Source organism: Azoarcus indigens (assembly GCF_004361735.1).
In the GTDB taxonomy this organism is placed as follows: Bacteria; Pseudomonadota; Gammaproteobacteria; order Burkholderiales; family Rhodocyclaceae; genus Azoarcus; species Azoarcus indigens.
Map to the genome: position 1 here is coordinate 51,839 of NZ_SNVV01000025.1, position 21,764 is coordinate 73,602.

Below are 21,764 nucleotides of genomic sequence, written 5' to 3' on the forward strand. Positions count from 1 at the left end.
GTGCAGTGCAAAAGAAGGGGCTTTTGCACCACGATGTGGCGTGGCTCACGTAAAGAACCGGCCGTTCGTCGGAAAGCCGCCGCCCTCCGGGAGGAAGGCGAAACGGCCCGGACGGCGCGGTGGCTGAGGCGGAGAGGTGCCGTGCGGGCGGGATCTGCGGCGAAAAAGAGGGGAAAAGTGTGGACCGCGGGGGCTGGGCGGCAGCTCCGCCGCAGCGGGAATGAGAGGCTATGTCCTAAGTCTGAGCGGGGGGGCGGACGCGCACCGGCCTGGTGCCTACGCCAGCTCGGCGGTGATGCTGGCGCGCAACACGGTCTGGGTTTCACCGTCGCGGACGCGGTTGGTGAACCACCACAAGCCGCCTTTCTTGATCGTCCACTCGGCTTCGTGGCCAGCCAGCAGCAGCGAGGCGAGGCGGCCGAGGGCGGGCTGGTGGCCGACGATGAGCACCGCGCCGGAGGCGTCCGGCCAGCCGGCCGCGGCCAGCAGTTCGGCCACCCCCTGGTCGGGCGCCAGCGCCGGCACGATCTCGAAGTGCTCGCTGAAGGCGCTCGCCGTCTGCCGGGTGCGCACGGTGGGGCTGCACAGGATGCGCAGGCGCTTGGGGCGGCGCTCTTCCAGCCAGGCGGCGACGCGGCGCGCCTGCTTGAGGCCGCGTTCGGTGAGTTCGCGGGCGTGGTCGGGGGTGCCATCCACCGCTTCGGCGTGGCGCCAGAGAATCAGGTCCATGCGGTCTTCCGTCGAGGAGAGGGGCGGCAGTGTGGCGTCCGCGGATTGCAGCGGTGTGACGGCCGGGTTCTTCACCATGGCGTTTTTCCCCAGAGCAGGGTTTCGACGTCGTCCAGCGCGCGGCGGCGACGGCGGGTGTAGCGCGTGCCCTGCCAGCCGAGGGCGAAGGCGGCGGCGCGCTGCAGGGCGGCGTCTTCGCCGGCCCACTGCTGCAGGCGGGCGCGGGCGGCCTCCATGTCGTGCAGGAACCCCAGGGTGTCCTGCGCGCGGTTGAGTGCGTCCAGATAGCGCTTGGTGCGCCTGGCGGCGAGCAGCGGGGCGAAGAACTCGGTGCCGTAGCGCAAACGCTTGAGGGCGATGCGCAGCTTGTGCAACTGGGGCGGGGTGAGCGCTGCGGCGGCCTTGAAGCGCCGCCGGGCCTTCTTGCGCAGGCTGGCCAGGCGCAGGCGGGCGAAGGTCTTCAGATCCACCGCGTCCAGCAGGGCGCCTTCGGGCAGGCGCAGCAGGGCGATGCTGAACTCCAGCATGGCCAGGCCCTGGTCGGCGTCGGCCACGTGTTCGATGGCGGCCGCCCGTGCCTGCTTGCGCTGGCGGTCGGCGAGGGCCAGCAGGGCGGGCAGTTCCTCGCCGCCGAGCTCGGCCGCGCCGGCGGTGTCCTGCAGCGGGGCGAGGAAGTCGGCGTAGAGCACGTCGATGTCGCGGGCGTCGCCGTAGCGGTCGGCCAGTTCGGCCAGGCGTTCGTTCCAGGCGTCGGTGAATTCCCCCGGCAGCGCGGGGGCGAACAGCCGCAGCAGGGAGCGCAGCCGGCGCAGGCCGATGCGCAATTGGTGGATGCACTCGGCGCAGGCGGCGTCGGCCGCCTCGGCGGCACGGGTTTCGTCGCCGGCGGGGTGGGCGGCGAGCGCGGCGGCGGCCGCGGCATTGGCCTGCCACTGGCGCAGGCAGCCGTGGGCGAGGTCGCGGAAGGCGGAGATGACGCCCTGGCGGGCTTCCAGCCGGGAGGGCTCGGCGCGCACCGCGGCCGGCGCCTGGTCGTGGAACAGGCGGTAGCCGCGCTCGGCCTTGGACAGGTCGGCCGGCATCAGCGGCAGGTCCCGCGCCAGGTGGCGGGCAAGTTCCAGCAGATCGAGCGGGTCGCCGGCCACCAGTTCCAGTTCGAGCTCGCAGATGGGGGCGCTGCGGCCGCCGGCCTCTATGGTGCCGGTGTCCAGCATCAGCAGGATGCGCACGCCTTCGCGCGGCGCACAGGCGCGGGTGTCGCGGCGGAAGCGGGTGCTCAGCACCGGCACCAGCGCCTCGCGATGGCTTTCGAGCAGGCGGACCACGTCCGGGTGGTCGATGGCGCCGAAGTCGAAATTGCCGTCGTAGGGCTGCTCCCACTCCGGCCGCTGGGTGAGGCCACCGGTGGAGAGGGCGGCGCATTTCACCGTCTGCAGCCAGCGCCGGCCTTCCTTGCGGGTGCGCAGCGCCACCTTGCGCGCCTTGAGCTCCAGCGCGGGGGTGTCGAAATAGACGTTGTCCAGCGTCTGTGCCTTGCCGAGGCGCTCGGCGTTGGCGAACAGGGGGTGGCGGCGCAGCGCGGGCACGGCGGCTTGCGGCAGGGCGAGTTTGAGTTCGATTTCCTGGCTCATTGGTTTTCTTCTGTGGCGCGGGGAAGGGAGGAGAAAACGGGCCGGCTCCGGGGGGCCGGCTTCGGGGCGGCCCCGGTCGGCCCTGGGCTGGCCTTGGGCGGTGACGACGTCCTGGCAGGGCAGCCGGCAGCCACTGGCGGGCGGCGCCGCCCGCGCTGCGGGATAGCGCCATTCTAGTCGGGGCGCCGGGGCAGCGTCTTGCGCGCCCGCCCGGGCGGGCGCCGGCGCCTCGATTGCGGTGGCCGTGGAGGCCGCCCGGCCGCTTGGGAGGAAGCGGGCGGGCCCGCCGGCACCGCTTCAGCTCATTCGCCGAACACCTGCCGCCACAGGGCAATGACCGGCTCGCGCGTGGCGGCGACTTCGTTCGCCTCCACCCGCGAGGCCAGGCCGTTCAGGCGCTGGCGGTGCTGCAGGCGGCGCAACTGGCGGTAGCTGTCGCCGCAGGCGGTGGCGAGTTCGGCGGGGATCAGCCCCAACTCGGCGGAGAGGCGCAGCAGGGAGATGTTGCCGAGATTGGCGGTGAGGCGCGGGTGGTCGTGGGCGTAGCCCAGCACCAGGTACTGGATGAGGAACTCGACGTCCACCAGCCCGCCGGTGTCGTGCTTGAGGTCGAACAGCGGGCTCTTGCCGGCGTGGGCGTCGCGCATCTTGTGGCGCATCGCCAGCACTTCGGCGCGCAGGGCGTCGCGCTCGCGGGGCAGGCGCAGCACTTCGTCGCGGATGCGTTCGAAGGCCTCGCCCAGCGCCGGGTCGCCGGCGGCGAAGCGGGCGCGGGTGAGGGCCTGGTGCTCCCACACCCAGGCGGATTCCAGCTGGTACTGGCGGAAGGCTTCCAGCGAGCAGGCGATGAGGCCGGCGTCGCCGTTGGGGCGCAGCCGCAGGTCGGTCTCGAACAGGATGCCGGCGGCGGTCTGGCTGGAGAGCCAGGTGTTGGTGCGCTGGGCGAGGCGGGAATAGACCTCGGCGGCCTCCGGGCCGTCGTCCTGGTAGAGGAAGACGAGGTCGAGGTCGGAGGCGTAGCCCAGCTCCTTGCCACCCAGCTTGCCGTAGGCGATGGCGGCGAACTGGGGGGCTTCGCGGTGGCGGATCTTGATCTTGCGCCAGCACAGCGGCAGGGTCAGCGCGACCATGATGTCGGCCAGCTCTGACAGGTGGTCGGCCAGTTTTTCCACGGTGAGCAGGCCGGCGATGTCCTGGGTGAGCAGGCGGAACACCTGGGCGTGGTGCTGCTCGCGCATGAGGTCGAGCTGGCGTTCCATGTCCGGCTCGATGGCGTCCAGCTCGGCGGCGAGGCTGGCGCGGAAGGCAGGCCAGTCCGGCGCGGCTTCGAGGTTGCGGTCGTCCAGCAACTCGTCGAGCAGGATGGGGTGGCGCACCAGGTATTGCGAGCCCCAGCGCGAGGCGCCGACGAGGTCGGCCACCCGCTTCAGCGCCTGCGGGTATTGCTGCAGCAGCGCGAGATAGGCGCCGCGGCCGGCGATGGATTCGATCAGGTCCAGGCAGCGGGCGAGGGTGTCGTCCGCATGGCGGCTGGCGGCGGCGGTTTCGATCACCCGCGGCATCAGCGCATCCAGCCGGCTCTTGATGTGCTGCGGCAGCTGGCGGTAGCGCGAGCCGGTGTGGATGGCGGCCAGCCGGGCGGCGGCGGCAGCCGGGTCGGCATAGCCGAGTTCGCCCAGGGTCTCGGTGGCCTGGGCAGGGTCGTCGGCGGCGGCCCACAGGGCGTCCAGGCTGTGGTCTTCCTCGCTGGGGTCGCCGAACACCGCGTCGAAATGGGTGCTGACGGCGGCGCGGTGGCGGCCGAGTTCGGCCAGCATCGCCTCCGGCGTGGCGTAGCCCATGGCGCGGGCGATGAGGGCGCGGTCGTCGTCGCCGGCGGGCAGGTCGTGGGTCTGGGCGTCGTCCAGGAACTGCAGGCGGTGCTCCAGCCGGCGCAGGAAGTCGTAGGCGGCGTCCAGCTGCTGCACCGTGTCGGCGCCGAGGATGCCGCGCTCGGCCAGGCGGGCGAGCACCTGCAGCGTGGGGCGGATCTGCAGGCCGTTGTCACGGCCGCCGCGGATGAGCTGGAACACCTGGGCGATGAACTCGATCTCGCGGATGCCGCCGGGGCCGAGCTTGACGTTGTCGGCGCGGTCGCGGCGGCTCACCTCGCGGCGGATCTGCGCATGCAGGTCGCGCATGGCATTGATGGCGCCGAAGTCCAGGTACTTGCGGAAGACGAAGGGGCGGGCGATCTGCTCCAGCTCGCGCCAGCGCTCGCCGGTGAGCACCCGCGCCTTGATCCAGGCGTAGCGCTCCCACTCCCGGCCCTGGGTGATGAAGTAGTTCTCCAGCATGTCGAAGCTGCCCACCAGCGGGCCGGAGTCGCCATTCGGGCGCAGCCGCATGTCCACCCGGAAGACCTGGCCGTGCTCGGTGACCTCGGCCAGCGCCTGGATGATCTGCTTGCCCAGCTTCTCGAAGAACTCGAAGTTGCTGATGACCTTCTTGCCGCCGGTGTCGCCGTCTTCCGGGTAGATGAAGATCAGGTCGATGTCGGAGGAAACGTTGAGCTCCCGTCCGCCCAGCTTGCCCATGCCGATGATGAGCAGCTCCTGCTCCCAGCCGGTGGGCGACAGCGGCGCGCCGTAGCGCTGCAGCAGCGCCTCGCGCAGCACGTCGTGGGCGTGGCGGATGGCGACCTCGGCCAGCACCGTCATCGTCTCGGTGACTTCGGCCAGCGGCGCGCGGCCGTTGAGGTCGCGCACCGCCAGGTGGCACAGCACCCAGGTGCGCAACTGGCGCAGGGTGGCCCGCAGCGCGGCTTCGTCCGCGCCGCGGGCGGCGATGAAGGCGCGCATCGCATCCGCATCCAGCGGCGCACCGGTGCTGCGCGCCAGCTCGGCGGCCAGCCAGGGGCGGCTCTCCAGCATGCGGGAGAGGAAGCGGGACAGGCCGGCGGCGTTGGAGAAATCGGGTGGAGTGTCGGGCATGGCGTGGCGGGTTCGGCGTGAGCAAGGCCGGATGATACCGCGCCGTCCGGAAGCGCCGGCCGCGGGCCGGAAGCGCCGGCTGCGGCGTTCAGGCGCCGGGCCTCGTCTCCGCGCCGGACCGGTGGCGGCCGGTCTCGAGCCGTCCGCGCGGTAAAGGTGAGTAAAAGTGAGGCTGAAGTGTGTATCCGGCTGTGGGAGCGGGCCGGTCTGGCGGGCGAAGGTTGGTAGAATCCCATGTTTGCCCGCCCCGCTGGAAAAAGGCGCGTGGCCGGGCGTTCCGCCGATGGTTTGCCCGGATGGCGGGGATATTCAGCGGGCTGCCATAGTCTTTATCTCCATGAGCGAACAGGCCATCACCTCCGAAGCTGCGCCGGCGCCCGCCGGTGGCGGACGGCTGCGCCGCTGGCTGCGGCGCGCGGCCTATGCGCTGCTGGCGCTGTGGTTCCTCGCCGGCGGCCTGTTCCTGCTGGTACGCCAGGTGGTGGTGCCGCGCTTGGGCGATTACCGCGAGGAGATCGCGGCGCTGGCCTCGCGCAACGTCGGCCTGCCGGTGCAGATCGAAGGCCTGCGGGGCGACTGGGCAGGGCTGCGGCCGCGGCTGCACCTCACCGGCCTGAGCCTGTTGGATGAGGCTGGCCGGCCGGCGCTGCGCCTGCCGCAGGTGGATGCCACCCTGTCCTGGTCCTCGCTGCTGCGGCTGGAGCTGCGCTTCCACCGGCTGGAGATCTCCTCGCCGGAGCTGGCGATTCGGCGTGAGGCCGACGGCGGCGTGGTGGTGGCCGGCGTGCGCCTGGGCGGCGGCCCGGCCGGTGACGGTTTTCCCGAGTGGCTGCTGGCACAGCACCAGGTGGTGGTGCATGGCGCGGCGCTGAGCTGGACGGACGCCACGCGCAGCGCGCCGCCGCTGGAACTGAAGCAGGTCGAGTTCCTCCTCGAGCGGCGGCTGGTTGGTCATCGCTTCGCGCTGCAGGCCCAGCCGCCGGCAGCGCTGGCCTCCACGCTGGACCTGCGCGGCGAGTTCTCCCACCTCGCGCTGGACGAGCCGGCGCAGACCCGCGGCCGCCTCTACCTCGCGCTGGAGCGCGCTGACCTCGGCGGCTGGACGCCCTGGGTGGATTACCCGCTGCCGCTGCAGGGCCAGGGCGGGTTGCGCGCCTGGGTGGATCTGGACGGCGCTGAGCGCAGCGCGATGGAGGCGGAGCTTGCCCTGGAAGGCGTGGTCACCCGGCTGGGCGAAGGGCTGCCGGAACTGCGCCTGCAACGCCTGCAGGGCCAACTGGCCGCCAGCCGCAAGGACGGCACGCTGGCGCTCTCCACCCGGCAGCTCAGCCTCAGCGCTGAAGGGCTGCAGATCGCTCCCACCGATTTCGCGCTGACGTTGGGCGAGGCCGGCGGCAGCCTGCAGGTGAACCAGCTGGATTTCGCCGCGCTCGCCGGCATCGCCGCCCACCTGCCGCTGGAAGACGGGGTGCGCCGCCGCCTCGCCGCCTTCGATCCGCGCGGCAGCGCCAGCAATGTGAAGCTGGAGTGGCGCGGCCAGGCGGCCGCACCCGAGCGCTGGAAGCTCGCCGCCCGCTTCGACGGCATCGGCCTGGCGGCGCGCGACAGCCTGCCCGGCCTCGGCGGCCTCTCCGGCAGCCTGGAGGGCGACGAACGCAGCGGCCGCTTCCAGCTCGCCGGCCAGGACACCCATATCGACCTGCCGGAAGTATTCGACAACCCCCGCCTCAGCTTCGCCTCCTTCAAGGCCGACGGCGGCTGGAGCCGGCGCGACGGCCGCCTGGAGATCGCGCTGGATTCCGCCGGCTTCGACAACGCCGACGCCGCCGGCACCGCCTCCGGCCGCTACTGGCCTGAAGCTGGCGGGCCGGGCGAGATCGACCTGCAGGCCCGCCTCACCCGCGCCGAAGGCACCTCGGTGTGGCGCTACCTGCCGCGGGTGGTGAACCGCGACACCCACGAATGGGTGCAGCACGCCATCCGCCGCGCCGCGGTGCCGGACGCCCGCCTGCGGCTGAAGGGCAAGCTGCACGACTTCCCCTATCGCCAGGGCGAGGGCCAGTTCCTCGTCACCATCAAGGTGGCCGATGCCGAACTCGCCTACGCCCCCGGCTGGCCGGAGATCCAGGGCTTGTACGGCGAGGTGCGTTTCGAAGGGCCGGGCCTGAAGGTGGAGGCGGCCAAGGCGCGCATCCTGGGCGTGAACCTCGCCAACGTGGTCGCCGAAGTGCCGGACCTGGATGCCCATGGCGGCGAGATCATGACCATCAACGGTCGCGCCGCCGGGCCCACCGCCGAGTTCCTGCGCTTCGTTTCCGGCAGCCCGGTGGCCCAGCGCATAGACCGCTTCACCGACGACATGCGCGCCGAGGGCAACGGCAACCTCGACCTGCGGCTGGTAATGCCGCTGCGCGCGGTGCGCGACACCACGGTGCGTGGCGATTTCCGTTTCGCCGGCAACCGCCTGTGGCTGGTGAACGGCCTGCCGCCGCTGGAGGAGGCAGCCGGCCGGCTGCGCTTCACCGCCGACCAGTTCAGCGTCTCCGAGCTGCAGGCCAAGGTGCTGGGCGAGCCGCTGCAGATGACGGCCACCACCGGCGAGGACGGCAGCGTCGCCTTCGCCGTCTCCGGCACGGCCGGCGCCGCGGCGCTGCAGCGGGAATACGGCTGGCCGGTGCTGGCCCACCTCTCCGGCGCTACGCCGTGGCAGACGCAGATCACCGTGGCCCGCAGCGGCACCAGGGTGAATTTCCATACCGACCTCGCCGGCATCTCCTCCAGCCTGCCCACGCCGTTCAACAAGCCGGCACCGGAGAAATGGCCGCTGGCGGTGGAGGCGAACTACCCGCCGGGCGGCGCGCCGTCTTCACTGAAGGTGGACTTCGGCGAGCGCCTGCAGGCCGTCTTTGAACGCGTTGGCGGCAAGGTGGTGCGCGGCGGCATCGGCATCGCCCAGCCGGCGCGCATGGCGGACAAGGGCGTGATGGTGGCGGCGGTGGCTGACCAGTTGGACATCGACGCGTGGCGCCATGCCGTCGGCCTGGAGGGCAGCCAGGACAAGGCCGGCAAAGCCGCCGACGGCGCCGCCCTGGCCACCGCGCTGCCGCTGGCCGGCGTCGCCCTGCAGGCGGAGCAGCTCAAGCTCTTCGGCCAGAGCCTGGCCGGCGTGCGCCTGCGCGCGGTGGCCGACCCCGGCGGCTGGAAGGCGCGGCTGGACAGCGACAAGGCGCAGGGCGATTTCGACTGGCGCGAGGCTGGCAACGGCTCGGTCATGGCCCGCTTCAAGCGCCTGGTCTATGAAAGCGAAGCCGAACCCGGTGCCGAGCATGCCACCCAGCACAAGGGCACCGAGGTGGAACCGCCGCCGCGCTCCCTGCCGGGGCTGGACGTGGTGGCCGAGCAGTTCGTGCTGCGCGGCCTGGAGCTGGGCCGGCTGGAAGTGAATGCCCGCAACCGCGGCGGCGAATGGCTGCTGGAGCGCTTCTCCGTCGCCAACCCGGACGGCCGCCTCGCCGGCAGCGGCGTGTGGCAGACGGCCGGCGCCCAGCGCACCCGCCTCAAGTTCAAGCTGGAAACCGACAACATCGGCCGCTTCACCCGCCGCATGGGCTACCCGGACACGGTGCGCGGCGGCCAGGCCACGCTGGAAGGCCAGCTCGGCTGGCACGGCGCGCCCACCCGCATCGACTACCCCTCGCTGGCCGGCGAGATGAAGGTGGAAGCCGGCGGCGGCCAGTTCAACAAGCTGGATCCGGGCGTCGGCCGCCTGCTCGGCATCCTCAGCCTGCAAGCGCTGCCGCGGCGGATCACGCTGGATTTCCGTGATGTCTTCTCCGAGGGCTTCGCCTTCGACCGCATCGCCGGCGACATCGACGTCAACGGCGGCGTGATGCGTACCAAGAACCTGGAGATTCGCGGCGCCGCCGCCCGGGTACAGATGCGCGGCGCGGCCGACGTCGGCGCCGAGACGCAGGACCTGCGGGTGACGGTGCAGCCCACGCTGTCCGAATCGGTCGCCATCGGCGCCGCCGCCGGCCTCATCAACCCGGTGGCCGGCGTCGTCACCTATCTTGCACAGAAGGCGCTCAGCGATCCCTTCGAGCGCCTGTTCGCCTACGACTACACCATCACCGGCACCTGGGACGACCCGAAGGTGGAGAAGCTGGGCTCCACCGCCGAGAATCTCATCCCGCGCCTGCCCGACACCTCCGGCACTCCCGCCCCTTCGGAATCCGCCCGCCCATGACGACCGCCAGTCCCCGCATCGCCGCCCTCCAGACCGTGTCCAGCCCGGACGTGGCCGACAACCTGCGCATCGCCGCCGGCCTCATCGCCGAGGCCGCCGCCGCCGGCGCCCGCCTGGTGGCGCTGCCGGAATACTTCGCCCTGATCACCGCCGACGAGCGTGCCAAGGTGCGCCTGCGCGAGCGCGACGGCGAAGGCCCGCTGCAGGATTTCCTGCGCGAGGCGGCGCAGCGCCACAGTGTCTGGATCGTCGGCGGCACGGTGCCGCTGGTGGCCGAGGCCGACGACAAGGTGCGCAACACCACGCTGGTCTACGATGAGCGTGGCGAACGGGTGGCGCGCTACGACAAGATCCACCTGTTCGGTTTCCAGCGCGGCGAGGAGCGCTACGACGAAGCGGCCACCATCGAGCCCGGCCACCGCGTCGTCACCTTCGATTCGCCGGTGGGCCGCATCGGCCTGTCGGTGTGCTACGACCTGCGCTTCCCCGAACTTTTCCGCAGCATGGGCGAGGTGGACTTGATCATCCTGCCCGCCGCCTTCACCTACACCACGGGCAAGGCGCACTGGGAAGTGCTGCTGCGCGCCCGCGCCATCGAGAACCAGTGCTATGTGATGGCGCCGGCGCAGGGCGGCAAGCATGCCAGCGGCCGCGTCACCTGGGGCCACAGCATGATCGTCGACCCCTGGGGTGAAGTGCTGGCCTGCCGCGAGGAAGGCGCCGGCGTGGCGATGGCCGAGCTCGACCCGGCGCGGCTCGCCGCGGTGCGCGCCAGCCTGCCGGCGCTGCGCCACCGCTGCCTGCAGGGCGGACAGTAGGACCGATTCCGGTGCATCATCCCAACGCATGATTCTTTTCGCGCCGCGCCGGTCCACGCCGGCGGCGCCACAACCGGACCTCTCATGAGCAAAGCCAAGAACCCCTTCAAAGTCGCCGAACGCACGCTGCTGCTTCCCTACGACCTCGGCGAGGCGGAGCTGGACAAAGTGTTCCGCAAGCTGATGAAGCACCGGCTGGACTACGCCGACCTCTACTTCCAGTACCACCGCTCGGAGGCCTGGAGCCTGGAAGAGGGCATCGTCAAGTCCGGCAGCTTCGACATCGAGCAGGGCGTGGGCGTGCGCGCCATCAGCGGCGAGAAGACCGCCTTCGCCTACTCCGACGACATCTCCCTGAACGCGCTGCTGGGCGCCGCCACCGCCACCCGCGCCATCGCCGACGCCGGTGGCCGCGGCAAGACCGCGGTGGCCGCCGGCAAGCCCGGCAAGCGCCTGTACCACGGCGAAGACCCGCTGGATTCGCTGGACGACACCGCCAAGGTCGCGCTGCTGGAGCGGCTGGAGGGCTACGCCCGCGCCGAGGATGCCCGCGTCACCCAGGTCATGGCCCACATCGCCGGCTCCTGGGAAGTGGTGCTGGTGGCGCGCAGCGACGGCCACATGGCGGCGGACGTGCGGCCGCTGGTGCGGGTATCGGTCACCGTCATCATGGAAGACGGCACCCGCCGCGAGCAGGGCAGCGGCGGCGGCGGCGGCCGTTACGACTACGGCTATTTCAGCGACGAAGTGCTGCGCGGCTATGCCCGCGCCGCGGTGCATCAGGCCTCGGTGAACCTCGGCGCCGACCCGGCGCCGGCCGGCACCATGGCGGTGGTGCTCGGGCCGGGCTGGCCCGGCATCCTGCTGCACGAGGCCATCGGCCACGGCCTGGAGGGCGACTTCAACCGCAAGGGCAGCTCCGCCTTCTCCGGCATGATCGGCCAGCAGGTCGCTGCCAAGGGCGTCACCGTGGTGGACGACGGCACCCTGCCGGACCGCCGCGGCTCGCTCACCATAGACGATGAAGGCAACCCGACCGAACGCACCGTGCTGATCGAGGACGGCATCCTCACCGGCTACATGCAGGACATGATGAACGCCCGCCTGATGGGCATGAAGCCCACCGGCAACGGCCGCCGCGAGTCCTACGCCCACCTGCCGCTGCCGCGCATGACCAACACCTACATGCTCAACGGCGACAAGGACCCGGCGGAGATCATCAAGTCGGTGAAGAAGGGCCTGTACGCGGTGAACTTCGGCGGCGGCCAGGTGGACATCACCTCCGGCAAGTTCGTGTTCTCCACCGCCGAGGCCTACCTGATCGAGAACGGCAAGGTCACCCGCCCGGTGAAGGGCGCCACCCTGATCGGCAACGGGCCGGACGTGCTTACCCGCGTCAGCATGATAGGCAACGACATGGCGCTGGACCCTGGCGTCGGCACCTGCGGCAAGGATGGCCAGAGCGTGCCGGTGGGCGTCGGCCAGCCGACGCTGCGCATCGACGGCCTGACGGTGGGCGGCACCGCCTGAGCCCTGGCCGCCGGCGGCGCGCAAGCCGCACAAGACAGAACGGCCCGGTCGATCCGGGCCGTTCGCTTTTTACGGCGCAGTAGGCGTGTGCCGGGGAAGCCTCAGGCCGGCTTCGCCAGCGGCGCGATGCGCGCTTCGCGGATCGGCAGGTTCACCAGCGCGGCGGCGCCGGCCAGCGCCATGTCGGCGTACCACATCCACTGATAGTCGCCCTGCAGGGTGATGGCGATGCCGCCCAGCCAGGCGCCGAGGAAGCCGCCCACCTGGTGCGACAGCAGCGTCAGCCCGAACAGGGTGCCGAGGTAGCGCACGCCGAACAGCTTGCCGACGATGGAGGCGGTGGGCGGCACGGTGGACAGCCAGGTGAAGCCCAGGCCGGCGGCGAACAGGTAGAAGGTCAGCGCCGTCTTCGGGCTCAGCAGGTAGGCGGCGATCAGCAGCGCGCGCGAGCCATACATCCAGAACAGGATGTGCTTGCTGCGGTAGCGCGACACCCAGTTGCCGGCGAACAGGCTGCCGACGATGTTGGCCAGGCCGATGATGGCCAGCGACCAGCTCGCCACGCCCGCGGGCAGCCCGCACAGCGCCACTTCGCCCGGCAGGTGGGTGACGAGGAAGGCGATGTGGAAGCCGCAGGTGAAGAAGCCGGCGTGCAGCAGCAGGTAGCTGCGGTCGCCGCTGGCCGACTTCACCGCCTGCCACAGGCCGGCCTCGCCGGCGGCGGCCGGCGCCGGCCGCGGCGCGGCGCGGCCGGTGAGGCTGCGGATCAGCGGCAGCGCCAGCAGCGTCATCGCCGCCATGGACCACAGCGCGCCCATCCAGCCCAGGGCCTGGATCAGCTTCTGCGCCACCGGCGCGAACACGAACTGGCCGAAGGAGCCGCCGGCGTTGATCAGGCCGGAGGCCGCGCCGCGCGCCTCCGCCGGCAGGCGCTGGGCGGCGGCGCCGATCAGCACCGAGAAGCTGCCTGCGCCGGAGCCCATGGAGGCGAGGATGCCCAGCGCCACCATCAGCCCGATGCCGCTGCTGACGAAGGGCGTCAGCGCGGTGCCCAGCATCAGCAGCAGGATGGAGGCGATCAGCACTTTCTCCGGGCCGTAGCGGTCGGCGGCGGCGCCGGCGATGGGCTGGATCGCGCCCCACACGAACTGGCCCACTGCCAGCGCCAGGCTGATGGTGGTGATGCCCAGGCCGGTGTCGGTGTTCATCGGCGAGATGAACAGGCCGAAGGACTGGCGCGTACCCATGGTCACCATCAGGATGCCGGCGGCCGACAGGGTGACGACCCATGCGTCGCGGTGGTTCAGGCCACGGAACATTGTTTACCTCGGGAAGGGAGCGGGGCTGGCGAAGGCGGAAGACCCTGGCGGCCTTCGCGTCGCGTAATCATGATTGTCGTAATTTAACGTGTCAAGGCAGCGGCGGCCTCATTCCAGGTCCGCCAGCTTCTGCTTGTCCGCGCTGGCGGCGCGGTCCGCGTCCGGCGCCAGCTGCCAGAAGATCCAGGCCGAGGCGACGGTGATCGCGCCCACGCACAGGTAGGTGGCATGGAAGGCGGCGAGGCGGCCGTGGGCGTCCACGTCCAGCCGTTCGGTGAACACCGCCAGCAGGGCCCCGGCCACCGACACGCCCAGGCTCATGGATAGCATCTGCACCATGGAGAGCAGGCCATTGCCGGCGCTGGCCTGCTCGCTACCCAGGTCCTTCAGCGTCACCGTGTTCATCGCGGTGAACTGGATGGAGTTCACCGCGCCGAAGAAGCCCAGCAGCAGCACGTGCAGCCACAGCGGCTGGGCCGGCGCCAGCAGGGAGAAGGCCGCCATCGCCATGCCCAGCAGCGCGGTGTTGCCCACCAGTACGCGGCGGTAGCCGAAGCGCTGGATCAGCGTTGGCGCCAGCCGTTTGGAGAGGATGGCAGAGGCGGCCACCGGCAGCATCATCATGCCGGCGCGCGCCGGGCTGTAACCCATGGCCAGTTGCAACAGCAGCGGAATCAGATAGGGCATGGCGCCGCTGCCGATGCGGGCGAAGAGGTTGCCCAGCAGGCCGACGCTGAAGCTGTTGGTGTGGAACAGCTGCGGCGAGAACAGCGGCCGCGGATGGCGGGTGGCATGTATCCAGTAGGCCGCCAGGTTGGCCAGGCCGAACACCAGCAGCACCAGTACCGGCGCGCGGCCCAGGCCGACGCCGGCCAGCCCGTCCAGCGCCAGCGACAGGGTGACCATGCCGAAGGCGAGCAGGCCGAAGCCGGTGAAGTCGAAGGGCGGCAGCGCGGCGGACCGCCAGTCCGCCATGTAGCGCAGGCTGAGGGCGCAGCCGAGCAGCCCGACCGGGACGTTTATGAGGAAGATCCAGTGCCAGGAGGCGGCTTCGACCAGCCAGCCGCCCAGCGTCGGACCGATCAGCGGGCCGATCAGCCCCGGCACGGCGACGAAGCTCATCGCCTTGAGGAAGTGCTCGCGCGGAAAGCTCTTCAGCACCGCCAGCCGGCCCACCGGCAGCAGCATCGCTCCGCCCAGGCCCTGCAGTACCCGCGAGGCCACCAGCTGGCCGAGGTTGTGCGACAGCGCACAGGCCAGCGAGCCGGCGACGAAGAGGGCCAGCGCGGTGGTGAACACCCGCCGGGTGCCGAAGCGGTCCGCCAGCCAGCCGCTGGCGGGAATCGCCATCGCCATGGTCAGCGCATAGGCGATCACCACCGACTGCATGCGCAACGGGCTCTCGCCCAGGCTCTCGGCCATCGCCGGCAGCGCGGTGTTGACGATGGTGGCGTCCAGCGTCTGCATGAAGAAGCCGAAGGCCACCAGCCACAGGATGAGGCGGGAGGCGGGGAGGTCGGGGGAGTTCATGGTGTTGTTGTTATGGCCGCGGAGCCTTGATTGTAGCCGGGGCGGGGAGAAGGGCTCCGGTGCCTGGCCGCCGTCTGCTGCGGCGCCTGGCAGGGGTTTTGCCGGCGCGGCGGGGAGGGCGCCGGCGAAGGGCGTTCGCGCGGCCCTGGGCAGCGCAGGCCGGGGCTGGCCTGCGGCTGCCGGCGCAGCCTTGTGGCCTGCTCTTGGCGCAAGACCGATGGCGCTGGGGCAGCCATGAGGGGAGACCGGATGAGGCTTGGCGTTTGCCGGCGCGCTATTGCGGCAGGGGGGCGCAAGCCTGGTCTCGTTGCGGCGGTGGGATGGGTTCGTGGGGCGACTGGCCCTGGCGCAGGGCGGGCGTGGCGCCGAGGGCTGCGCTGCGGGTTGTTGCCGACTGTCAGGCGGCGCCTTCGGGGCAACTCCGCTTAGAACAGGTCCATCTGCGGGGAGGGGGCTTTCGGCGGCGCATCCACTGCAGGCGGTCTGAAGAGGCCGCTGTCCAGCACCCGGCGGTGGCGGTTCAGGCCCAGGCGTTCGCTTGTTCTATGCAGGCGCTGGCGGTAAAGCTCGGCATAGACGCCTTCGCCGCGCATGCGGTGGCCGAAGCGGGCGTCGTTGGCCTTGCCGCCGCGCATGGCGGCCAGCAGGCTCATCACATGACGGGCCTTGCCGGGGGCGTGGCGCTGCAGCCACTCGGCGAACAGCTCCTTCAGCTCGTAGGGCAGGCGCAGCAGCACGTAGCCGGCGGTTTCCGCGCCGTGGGCGTGGGCGGCTTCCAGCACCGCTTCGAGTTCATGGTCGTTCAGCGCCGGGATCAGCGGCGCGCACAGCACTCCCACCGGGATGCCGGCGTCGCTCAGCCGGCGCAGGGTTTCCAGCCGCCGCGCCGGGCGGGCGGCGCGCGGCTCCAGGCGGCGGGCGAGGTCGTCGTCCAGCGTGGTGATGGAGAGCATCACCTGCACCAGGTTGTCGCGGGCGAGGTCGGCGAGCAGGTCGATGTCGCGTTCTATCAGCGCCGACTTGGTGATCATGCTCACCGGGTGGCGGGTTTCCACCATCACCTGCAGGATCTGGCGGGTGAGCCCGGTGCGCCGCTCCACCGGCTGCCAGGCGTCGGTGTTGATGCCGAGGGCGATGGGCTCGCAGCGGTAGCCGGGGCGGGCAAGCTCCCGCCGCAGCAGGCTGGCGGCCTCCGGCTTCCAGAACAGCTTGGTCTCGAAGTCCAGCCCGGGGGAGAGGTCCAGGTAGGCATGGGACGGCCGGGCGAAGCAGTAGATGCAGCCGTGCTCGCAGCCGCGGTAGGGATTGATGGAGCGGTTGAAGCCGACGTCCGGCGAGGTGTTGCTGGTGATGACGGTCTTGGCGCGGTCCACCAGCAACTCGGTCCTGAGCTTTCCTTCGCTGCCTTCGTCCTCGCCGGGCCAGCCGTCGTCGAAGTCGCCGCGCTGCCAGTCGAGGAAGCGGCCGTCCGGGCGCAGCGCGGCGCCGCGGCCGCGCTGGGCTTGGGGGGCCGCCTGTGGCCTCTCTGGTTTTCTGTAATTTTGTACAGTCATTGACGAAGTTTCCGCCTGCGGTTGGGGGAGCGTCAAGAGGCGTTTGTCGGGGCGATGGGATAAGCCGAGTGGGCTGCGGATGTAACTGCCGGGGCGGACGGCGCTCGGGCTTGAGCGGGGGTTTCCCTTGCCGCTGGGGCGCTCGGCGGTGCAGTGGGCGGCGGCGCACTCCCTCCCCCTTGCAGGGGGCTGGGGAGGGGGCTCCGAAGGGGCGGCTGCGATTCAGGCTCGTGAACACTGCTCCCCTCCCCCCGCTCCGCGCCCTGGCCCTGTGCTCTGCCCGCTCCGGCGGGCGAAGCGGTGCTTTGCTTTGCCGCCCATGCCCTGCGAGGAGAGAGGGGAGGAAACCGGCCGTTCCTTGAGGTGGCGGGCCCGTACCGCGCGTATCGAGGTTACCGGCCAACGATCTCCAGGCCGTTATCCACCTCCCGCACGCCGGTTACCGCCATCGCCACTTGCTGGGCGCGGTGGCGTTGTTCTTCGCTGGCGACCACGCCGGCGAGCCGCACCTGGCCGTCCCGGGCGGCGACGGCGACATGGGCGTCGCGCAGGGCGGGGTCGCTGCGCAGGGCGGTCTTGATGTCCTGGCGCAGGCCGCGGTCGGGGTCGTCGTCGTTGGGCAGTTCGGTGGTCTCTACCGCGGCGGCGGCGAGGCCGGCGGAGTGGGCGGGGCTGGCGCCGATGGAGAAGGCGAGGGCGGAGGTGGTGAGGATGGCGAGTACGGTCTGGCGACTGATCATCTGGAGCTCCTGCGACTTGCGATGGATTGCGGCGGCGCGGGGCCGCGAGCAGCAGGCTTTGCAGGGGCTGTGCCAGGCGGAGAAAAGCCGGGCGGGATCAAGGCTTTGGCGGTGCAGGCCGGGTGTGGCTCCCGGCCGGGGGGCTGGAGGCCGGCTGGAACTGTCGGCCCCCGGCGACGGCTGCCTTCATCTCGCCGCAGCCGCTTGAATCCGCTGGGTTTTCATTGTCGGGCCGGAGCGACGCCGCGCGGCTCGGCGCGGAACAGGTCGGGATTGAGGCCATGGCGCTGCAGCAGGCGGTAGAACTCGGTGCGGTTGCGTTCGGCCAGGCGGGCGGCGTCGGAGACGTTGCCGTCGGTGAGCTTGAGCAACTGCACCAGGTAGCCGCGCTCGAAGCGCTGCTTGGCCTCGCTGTAGCTCAGCGCGTCCATCGGCCGCAGGCGCAGCGCGCGCTCGACCAGGGCGAGCGGGATCAGCGGCGTGGTGGCGAGCGCGCAGGCTTGCTCCACCACGTTCTGCAGTTGGCGCACATTGCCCGGCCAGGGCGCGCCGGCAAGGGCTTCCACCGCGTCCGGGGCGAAGCCGCGCAGGCGCTTGCCGTACTTGTGGGCGAGCACCCGCAGGAAGTGGTTGGCCAGCAGCGGAATGTCTTCCCGCCGCTCGGCCAGTGGCGGCAGGCCGAGGTTGACCACGTTGAGGCGGTAGTAGAGGTCCTCGCGGAACTGGCCCTCGGCCAGCGCGGCGTCGAGGTCGCGGTGGGTGGCGGAGAGAATGCGCACGTCGATGGCTTCGGAGCGCGTCGCCCCTACCGGCCGTACCGCGCGCTCCTGCAGCACCCGCAGCAGCTTCACCTGCAGTGCCAGCGGCATGTCGCCGATCTCGTCGAGGAACAGGGTGCCGCCGTCGGCCGCCTGCAGCAGGCCGCGGTGGGCGGTGGTGGCGCCGGTGAAGGCGCCGCGCACATGGCCGAAGAGTTCGGATTCCAGCAGCTGCTCCGGGATGGCGCCGCAGTTGATGGCGACAAAGGGCGCTGCGGCGCGCGGGCTGGCGCGGTGGATGGCGCGGGCGAGCAGTTCCTTGCCCGTGCCGCTCTCGCCGCGGATGAGCACGCTGGCGTCGGAGGCGGCCACCAGCCGGGCTTCGTCCAGCAGGGTGAGCATGCGCGCGCTGTGGGTGACGATTTCGCTGCGCCATTCCTCGTCGGCGGGGTGCTCGGCCGGGCCGGCGGGTGCGGCCAGGCGCAGGGCGCGGGCGATGCGCTCCAGCAGTTCGCGGCTGTCGAAGGGTTTGGTGAGGTAGCCGGAGACGCCGCGGGAGGTGGCTTCCACCGCGTCCGGGATAGTGCCGTGGGCAGTCAGCAGGATCACCGGCAGCGCCGGGTAGAGGCTGCGGATTTCCTCGAACAGGGCGAGGCCGTCGCGGTCGGGCAGGCGCACGTCGCTCACCACCAGGTGGTAGCGCTCCACCGCCAGCCGGGAGAGGGCGGCGTCGGCGCTTTCGGCGGTGCCGATGCGGTAGCCGCTGGCTTCCAGGCGCATGGAAAGGAGGCGCAGCAGGTCGGTGTCGTCGTCCACCAGCAGCAGGCTGGCGCTGGCGTCAGTGGCGTGGTGCAGGGCTGTCGTCATGGCGTGGTCCTGGCAGGCTCGGAGGGGAGGGCGGGAGCAGGGCCGCGTGGGGCCGTGCTGCGCGGGCCGGCGGGCAGGCTGCGCTCGATCTCGGCGAGGGCGTCCAGCTTCTGTTGCAGCAGTTCCGTCTGGCGCTGGCTGTCCTTCAGCTGCTGGTTGCTGCGCTCCAGCTGTTGGGTGAGGCGCTGGACCACGGTTTCCAGGCGCTGGCGCTCGGCGGTCTGCTCCTGCAACTGGTGGGCGAGGATGGCGGGATCGCGCTCGGCCGGGGGCGGCCGGCCGATGCAGCCGGCGAGCGGGCCCAGCAGCAGGGCGGCAGCCAGCGCTGGCAGCAGCCGGCGATGGGCGGGAGTAGGCGTTTCAACGGGCATGGGGCAGATCGATCCGGAAATGGGCGCCCTGGGGCGCGGGCAGCACGGCGACGCGGCCGCCGTGGGCAACGATGAATTCGCGCACGATGGCCAGGCCGAGGCCGCTGCCGCCGGCTTTGCCGCGCAGCGGCTCGGCGGGGCGCCGGCTGCCCTGGAAGAAGGGGTCGAAGATGCGCTCGGCTTCCTCGGCGGCCACGCCGGGGCCTTCGTCCGTGCAGTCTATGGCCACGCCCTGCGGGCCGTCGCCGAGGCGGAAGCGCACGGTGCTGCCGGGCGGCGCATAGGCCAGCGCGTTGGCGAGCAGGTTGCCCAGCACCAGCTTGAGCTTGCCCTCGTCGGCGAGTACCGCCGGCGCTTCCTGGCCGGGCACGGTTTCCACCTTGATCGTTACCCGCCGCGCTTCGGCCTGCAGGCGCTGCTCCTCCACCACCGCGGCCACCAGCGGTGCCAGGGCGACGCGGCGGCGCGACAGGCGGCGGGCGTCGAACAGGGTGGCGTTGTAGTCCAGCAGGTGCTCGATGCGCTCCTGCAGGGTGCGGGCGTTGTGATCCAGGATGCGGATGACTTCCTGCTGGCGTGGCGAAATGGGGCCGGCGACTTCGTCCTGCAGCAGGGCCACGCCTTCGCGCAGGGAGGCAAGCGGCGTCTTGAGTTCGTGGGAGACGTGGCGCAGCACGCGGGCGCGGTTGGCTTCCAGGTCGGCCAGGCGCAGGCGCAGCCAGTCCAGGCGGTGGCCGATCTCGCGCAGGTCGGCCGGGCCGCCGACGTTCATGCGGCGGTCGAAGCGGCCTTCGCCCAGGGCGGCGATGCCGCGGGCGATGCGCCGCAACGGCCGCACCACCCACCAGCCGGTGAGCCCGGCCAGGGCGAAGGCGGCGGCGATGGCGGCCAGCACCTGCTGGGCGAGGCGTTCGCGGCGGTGGTCCAGGGCGTCGAGCTGGCGGCGGTTGTCTTCTTCGATGCGGCTGCGCACCGCGCCGGCCAGCCGGCCATTGAGTTCGGCCAGCCGCGCCAGCGCCGGCTGCAGGCGGGCAGCGTCGGGCTTGCCTTCGAGGGCGGCATGGGCGGCGTCGGCGGCCTGGCGCCAGGTTGCCAGCGCTTCGCTGAAACGGGCATCCGGCAGGGCGAGGAAGCCGGAGGTGGCGACGCTGTCCAGCCGGTCCAGCGCGGCCACCGCTTCGATATGGGCGACGGCGAAGCGCTGGCGCAGGGCCGGGTCTTCCAGCACCACGAATTGGCGGGCGCTGCGTTCCATGTCCACCGTGCGTTCGCCCAGCTGCTGCACGGCGGTGGTGAGGGCGAGGGCGGTGGCGCTGCTGTCGCGGCTGCGTTTGGCGAAGTCTTCCAGTGCCAGCCAGCCGTTTACCGCCGCGGCGCCGAGGATGCCGGCGATCAGCAGGAAGCTCGCCAGCAGCGTGGCGCGGAAGGAGAAACGGAGCATGGGCAGGCGGGCGGTGGTCGCAGGAGAGAAGGAGCATGGGCTCGGCTGCGGACGATCCGCGAGTTTAGGCAGCGGCCCGCGGCCGCCGGGGTAAGCAAGTGCAAGTTCATGTTTCCCGGCCAGGTGTCGCCTGGATGTGACAGCCGCAAAGGCTTGCCGGGCAAGGGTTTCGCCGTTTGCCGCGGGAATGGTGTCGCCTGCAGGCGACGGTTTCGGCCCCCTGATTCAAGCGAAGTCGAGCTTCTTGAATTCAAGTGTTTGATAAAAAATGTTTTTTCAGGGCAGGCATGGTGCTTGCCATCTCCGGCGGAGGGGCCGCGTCGGCGGGCCCGCAACAGTTCCGAGGAGAAACCATGTTCAACAAACCCGCCATGTTCCCCAAGACCGCCGAACCCGCCGGTGCCCGCCCGCTACGCCCCGGCATGGGCGCCAGCGTGAGCCCGGCGGCGCCCGGTTCGTCTTCCGCCGTTGGCAGCCCGCCGATGACGCCGGCGCGGGAGCCGGCCGAGGAGAAGGTGGAAGAACGGCTGGAGCAGGGCGCGAGCCCGGTCGCGGAAGAGGAGAACGCCGACGGCGGCAGCCGCTTGATCGTCGGCCCGGATGTGAAGCTGAAGGGTGCGGAGATCCTGGACTGCGACACCCTGGTGGTGGAAGGCCGGGTGGAGGCGACCATGGACAGCCGCGTCATCCGCATCGCCGAGAAGGGCGCTTACGCCGGCACGGTGGGCATAGACGTGGCCGAGATCCACGGCCGCTTCGACGGCGAACTCACCGCGCGCAAGCAGCTCATCATCCATGCCACCGGCCGCGTCAGCGGCAAGATCCGCTACGGCAAGATCTTCATCGAGGAAGGGGGCGAGATTTCCGGCGACGTGCAGTCGCTGGCGGCTTCTTCCTCCGCCTCATCCTCGCCGGTGCGGCGTCCGACCGAGCTGCGGCCGGAGAGCGACAACAACCTGACGGAGAGCAAGCCGCTGGCCGCATTGGCGGGGTGAGCTGAAACAGACGGGCGGTCGGGGGGCCGCCCGTTCCTGCCGTCTTTGACCGGCGGTTTCCGTGGTCCGCCGGTTTGCGCGAGGGGATGGCAGCAGGGGACGCCCCACCCCACCGAATGCAGCAGCAGGCGTTGGCCGCCGGACCGAGAGGCATCCGGCGGTTTTTTTTGGTTCATCGCGCCTTTCCGGGGAAGGCGGCCTTGATCTTCAGGAAGAAATAGGCTGAGTCGCGGAATCCGTAGGCCATGCGCTTGATGACCTTGA

At 71.3% G+C, this 21,764-nt stretch carries 14 protein-coding genes; 4 read left to right on the plus strand and 10 right to left on the minus strand.

The features are described 5' to 3' along the window. Window positions 1–276: 276 nt before the first annotated feature. From C7389_RS21115 to glnE, 3 genes are all read right to left on the minus strand, one after another. Window positions 277–729, minus strand: a complete 453-nt coding sequence (locus tag C7389_RS21115) for a SixA phosphatase family protein (protein WP_133594659.1) — start codon at window positions 727–729, stop codon at window positions 277–279. Between the two features lie 71 nt (window positions 730–800). Beyond that, window positions 801–2,360, minus strand: coding sequence for a CYTH and CHAD domain-containing protein (locus tag C7389_RS21120; protein WP_133594643.1), 1,560 nt, complete (start codon window positions 2,358–2,360; stop codon window positions 801–803). Between the two features lie 302 nt (window positions 2,361–2,662). Beyond that, window positions 2,663–5,332, minus strand: a complete 2,670-nt coding sequence (gene glnE / locus C7389_RS21125; RefSeq protein WP_133594644.1) for a bifunctional [glutamate--ammonia ligase]-adenylyl-L-tyrosine phosphorylase/[glutamate--ammonia-ligase] adenylyltransferase — start codon at window positions 5,330–5,332, stop codon at window positions 2,663–2,665. Between the two features lie 337 nt (window positions 5,333–5,669). Here glnE and C7389_RS21130 point away from each other — a divergent pair, with 337 nt between their 5' ends. The 3 genes from C7389_RS21130 (at window position 5,670) to tldD (ending at window position 11,926) form a co-directional block, all read left to right on the plus strand. Next, window positions 5,670–9,578 carry a YhdP family protein gene (locus C7389_RS21130; RefSeq protein WP_133594645.1) on the plus strand — a complete coding sequence of 1,303 codons (3,909 nt, stop codon included), beginning with the start codon at window positions 5,670–5,672 and terminating at the stop codon, window positions 9,576–9,578. Further along, entirely contained in the window at window positions 9,575–10,396 is an 822-nt protein-coding gene (locus C7389_RS21135) for a carbon-nitrogen hydrolase family protein (protein WP_133594646.1), read from the plus strand. Before C7389_RS21130 ends, C7389_RS21135 begins: the two co-directional genes overlap by 4 nt. Before the next feature lie 84 nt (window positions 10,397–10,480). Further along, the gene (gene tldD / locus C7389_RS21140) at window positions 10,481–11,926 is read left to right on the plus strand and encodes a metalloprotease TldD (RefSeq protein WP_133594647.1); all 1,446 of its coding nucleotides are present in this window, start codon (window positions 10,481–10,483) and stop codon (window positions 11,924–11,926) included. 101 nt (window positions 11,927–12,027) lie between these two features. Here tldD and C7389_RS21145 read toward each other — a convergent pair whose 3' ends face one another. The 7 genes from C7389_RS21145 to C7389_RS21175 all read right to left on the minus strand — a co-directional run bounded on the left by C7389_RS21145 (window position 12,028) and on the right by C7389_RS21175 (window position 20,505). Continuing rightward, complete coding sequence (locus C7389_RS21145; RefSeq protein ID WP_133594648.1) at window positions 12,028–13,245, minus strand: MFS transporter; 1,218 nt, start codon at window positions 13,243–13,245, stop codon at window positions 12,028–12,030. Window positions 13,246–13,353: 108 nt separating this feature from the next. Further along, complete coding sequence (gene mdtD, locus C7389_RS21150) at window positions 13,354–14,775, minus strand: multidrug transporter subunit MdtD (protein ID WP_133594649.1); 1,422 nt, start codon at window positions 14,773–14,775, stop codon at window positions 13,354–13,356. A 425-nt stretch (window positions 14,776–15,200) separates the two neighbouring features. Continuing rightward, a complete protein-coding gene (locus tag C7389_RS21155) occupies window positions 15,201–16,328 on the minus strand; it encodes a PA0069 family radical SAM protein (RefSeq protein WP_133594650.1) in 1,128 nt (375 codons plus the stop codon). Between the two features lie 392 nt (window positions 16,329–16,720). Further along, window positions 16,721–17,068, minus strand: coding sequence for a BON domain-containing protein (locus C7389_RS21160; protein WP_133594651.1), 348 nt, complete (start codon window positions 17,066–17,068; stop codon window positions 16,721–16,723). Window positions 17,069–17,289: 221 nt separating this feature from the next. Continuing rightward, entirely contained in the window at window positions 17,290–18,693 is a 1,404-nt protein-coding gene (locus tag C7389_RS21165; protein ID WP_133594652.1) for a sigma 54-interacting transcriptional regulator, read from the minus strand. Beyond that, window positions 18,690–19,064, minus strand: coding sequence for a hypothetical protein (locus tag C7389_RS21170; protein ID WP_133594653.1), 375 nt, complete (start codon window positions 19,062–19,064; stop codon window positions 18,690–18,692). Before C7389_RS21170 ends, C7389_RS21165 begins: the two co-directional genes overlap by 4 nt. After that, window positions 19,054–20,505 carry a HAMP domain-containing sensor histidine kinase gene (locus C7389_RS21175; RefSeq protein WP_133594654.1) on the minus strand — a complete coding sequence of 484 codons (1,452 nt, stop codon included), beginning with the start codon at window positions 20,503–20,505 and terminating at the stop codon, window positions 19,054–19,056. Before C7389_RS21175 ends, C7389_RS21170 begins: the two co-directional genes overlap by 11 nt. Before the next feature lie 353 nt (window positions 20,506–20,858). Here C7389_RS21175 and C7389_RS21180 point away from each other — a divergent pair, with 353 nt between their 5' ends. Beyond that, window positions 20,859–21,500 carry a bactofilin family protein gene (locus C7389_RS21180; protein WP_133594655.1) on the plus strand — a complete coding sequence of 214 codons (642 nt, stop codon included), beginning with the start codon at window positions 20,859–20,861 and terminating at the stop codon, window positions 21,498–21,500. The last annotated feature ends 264 nt before the right edge of the window (window positions 21,501–21,764 follow it).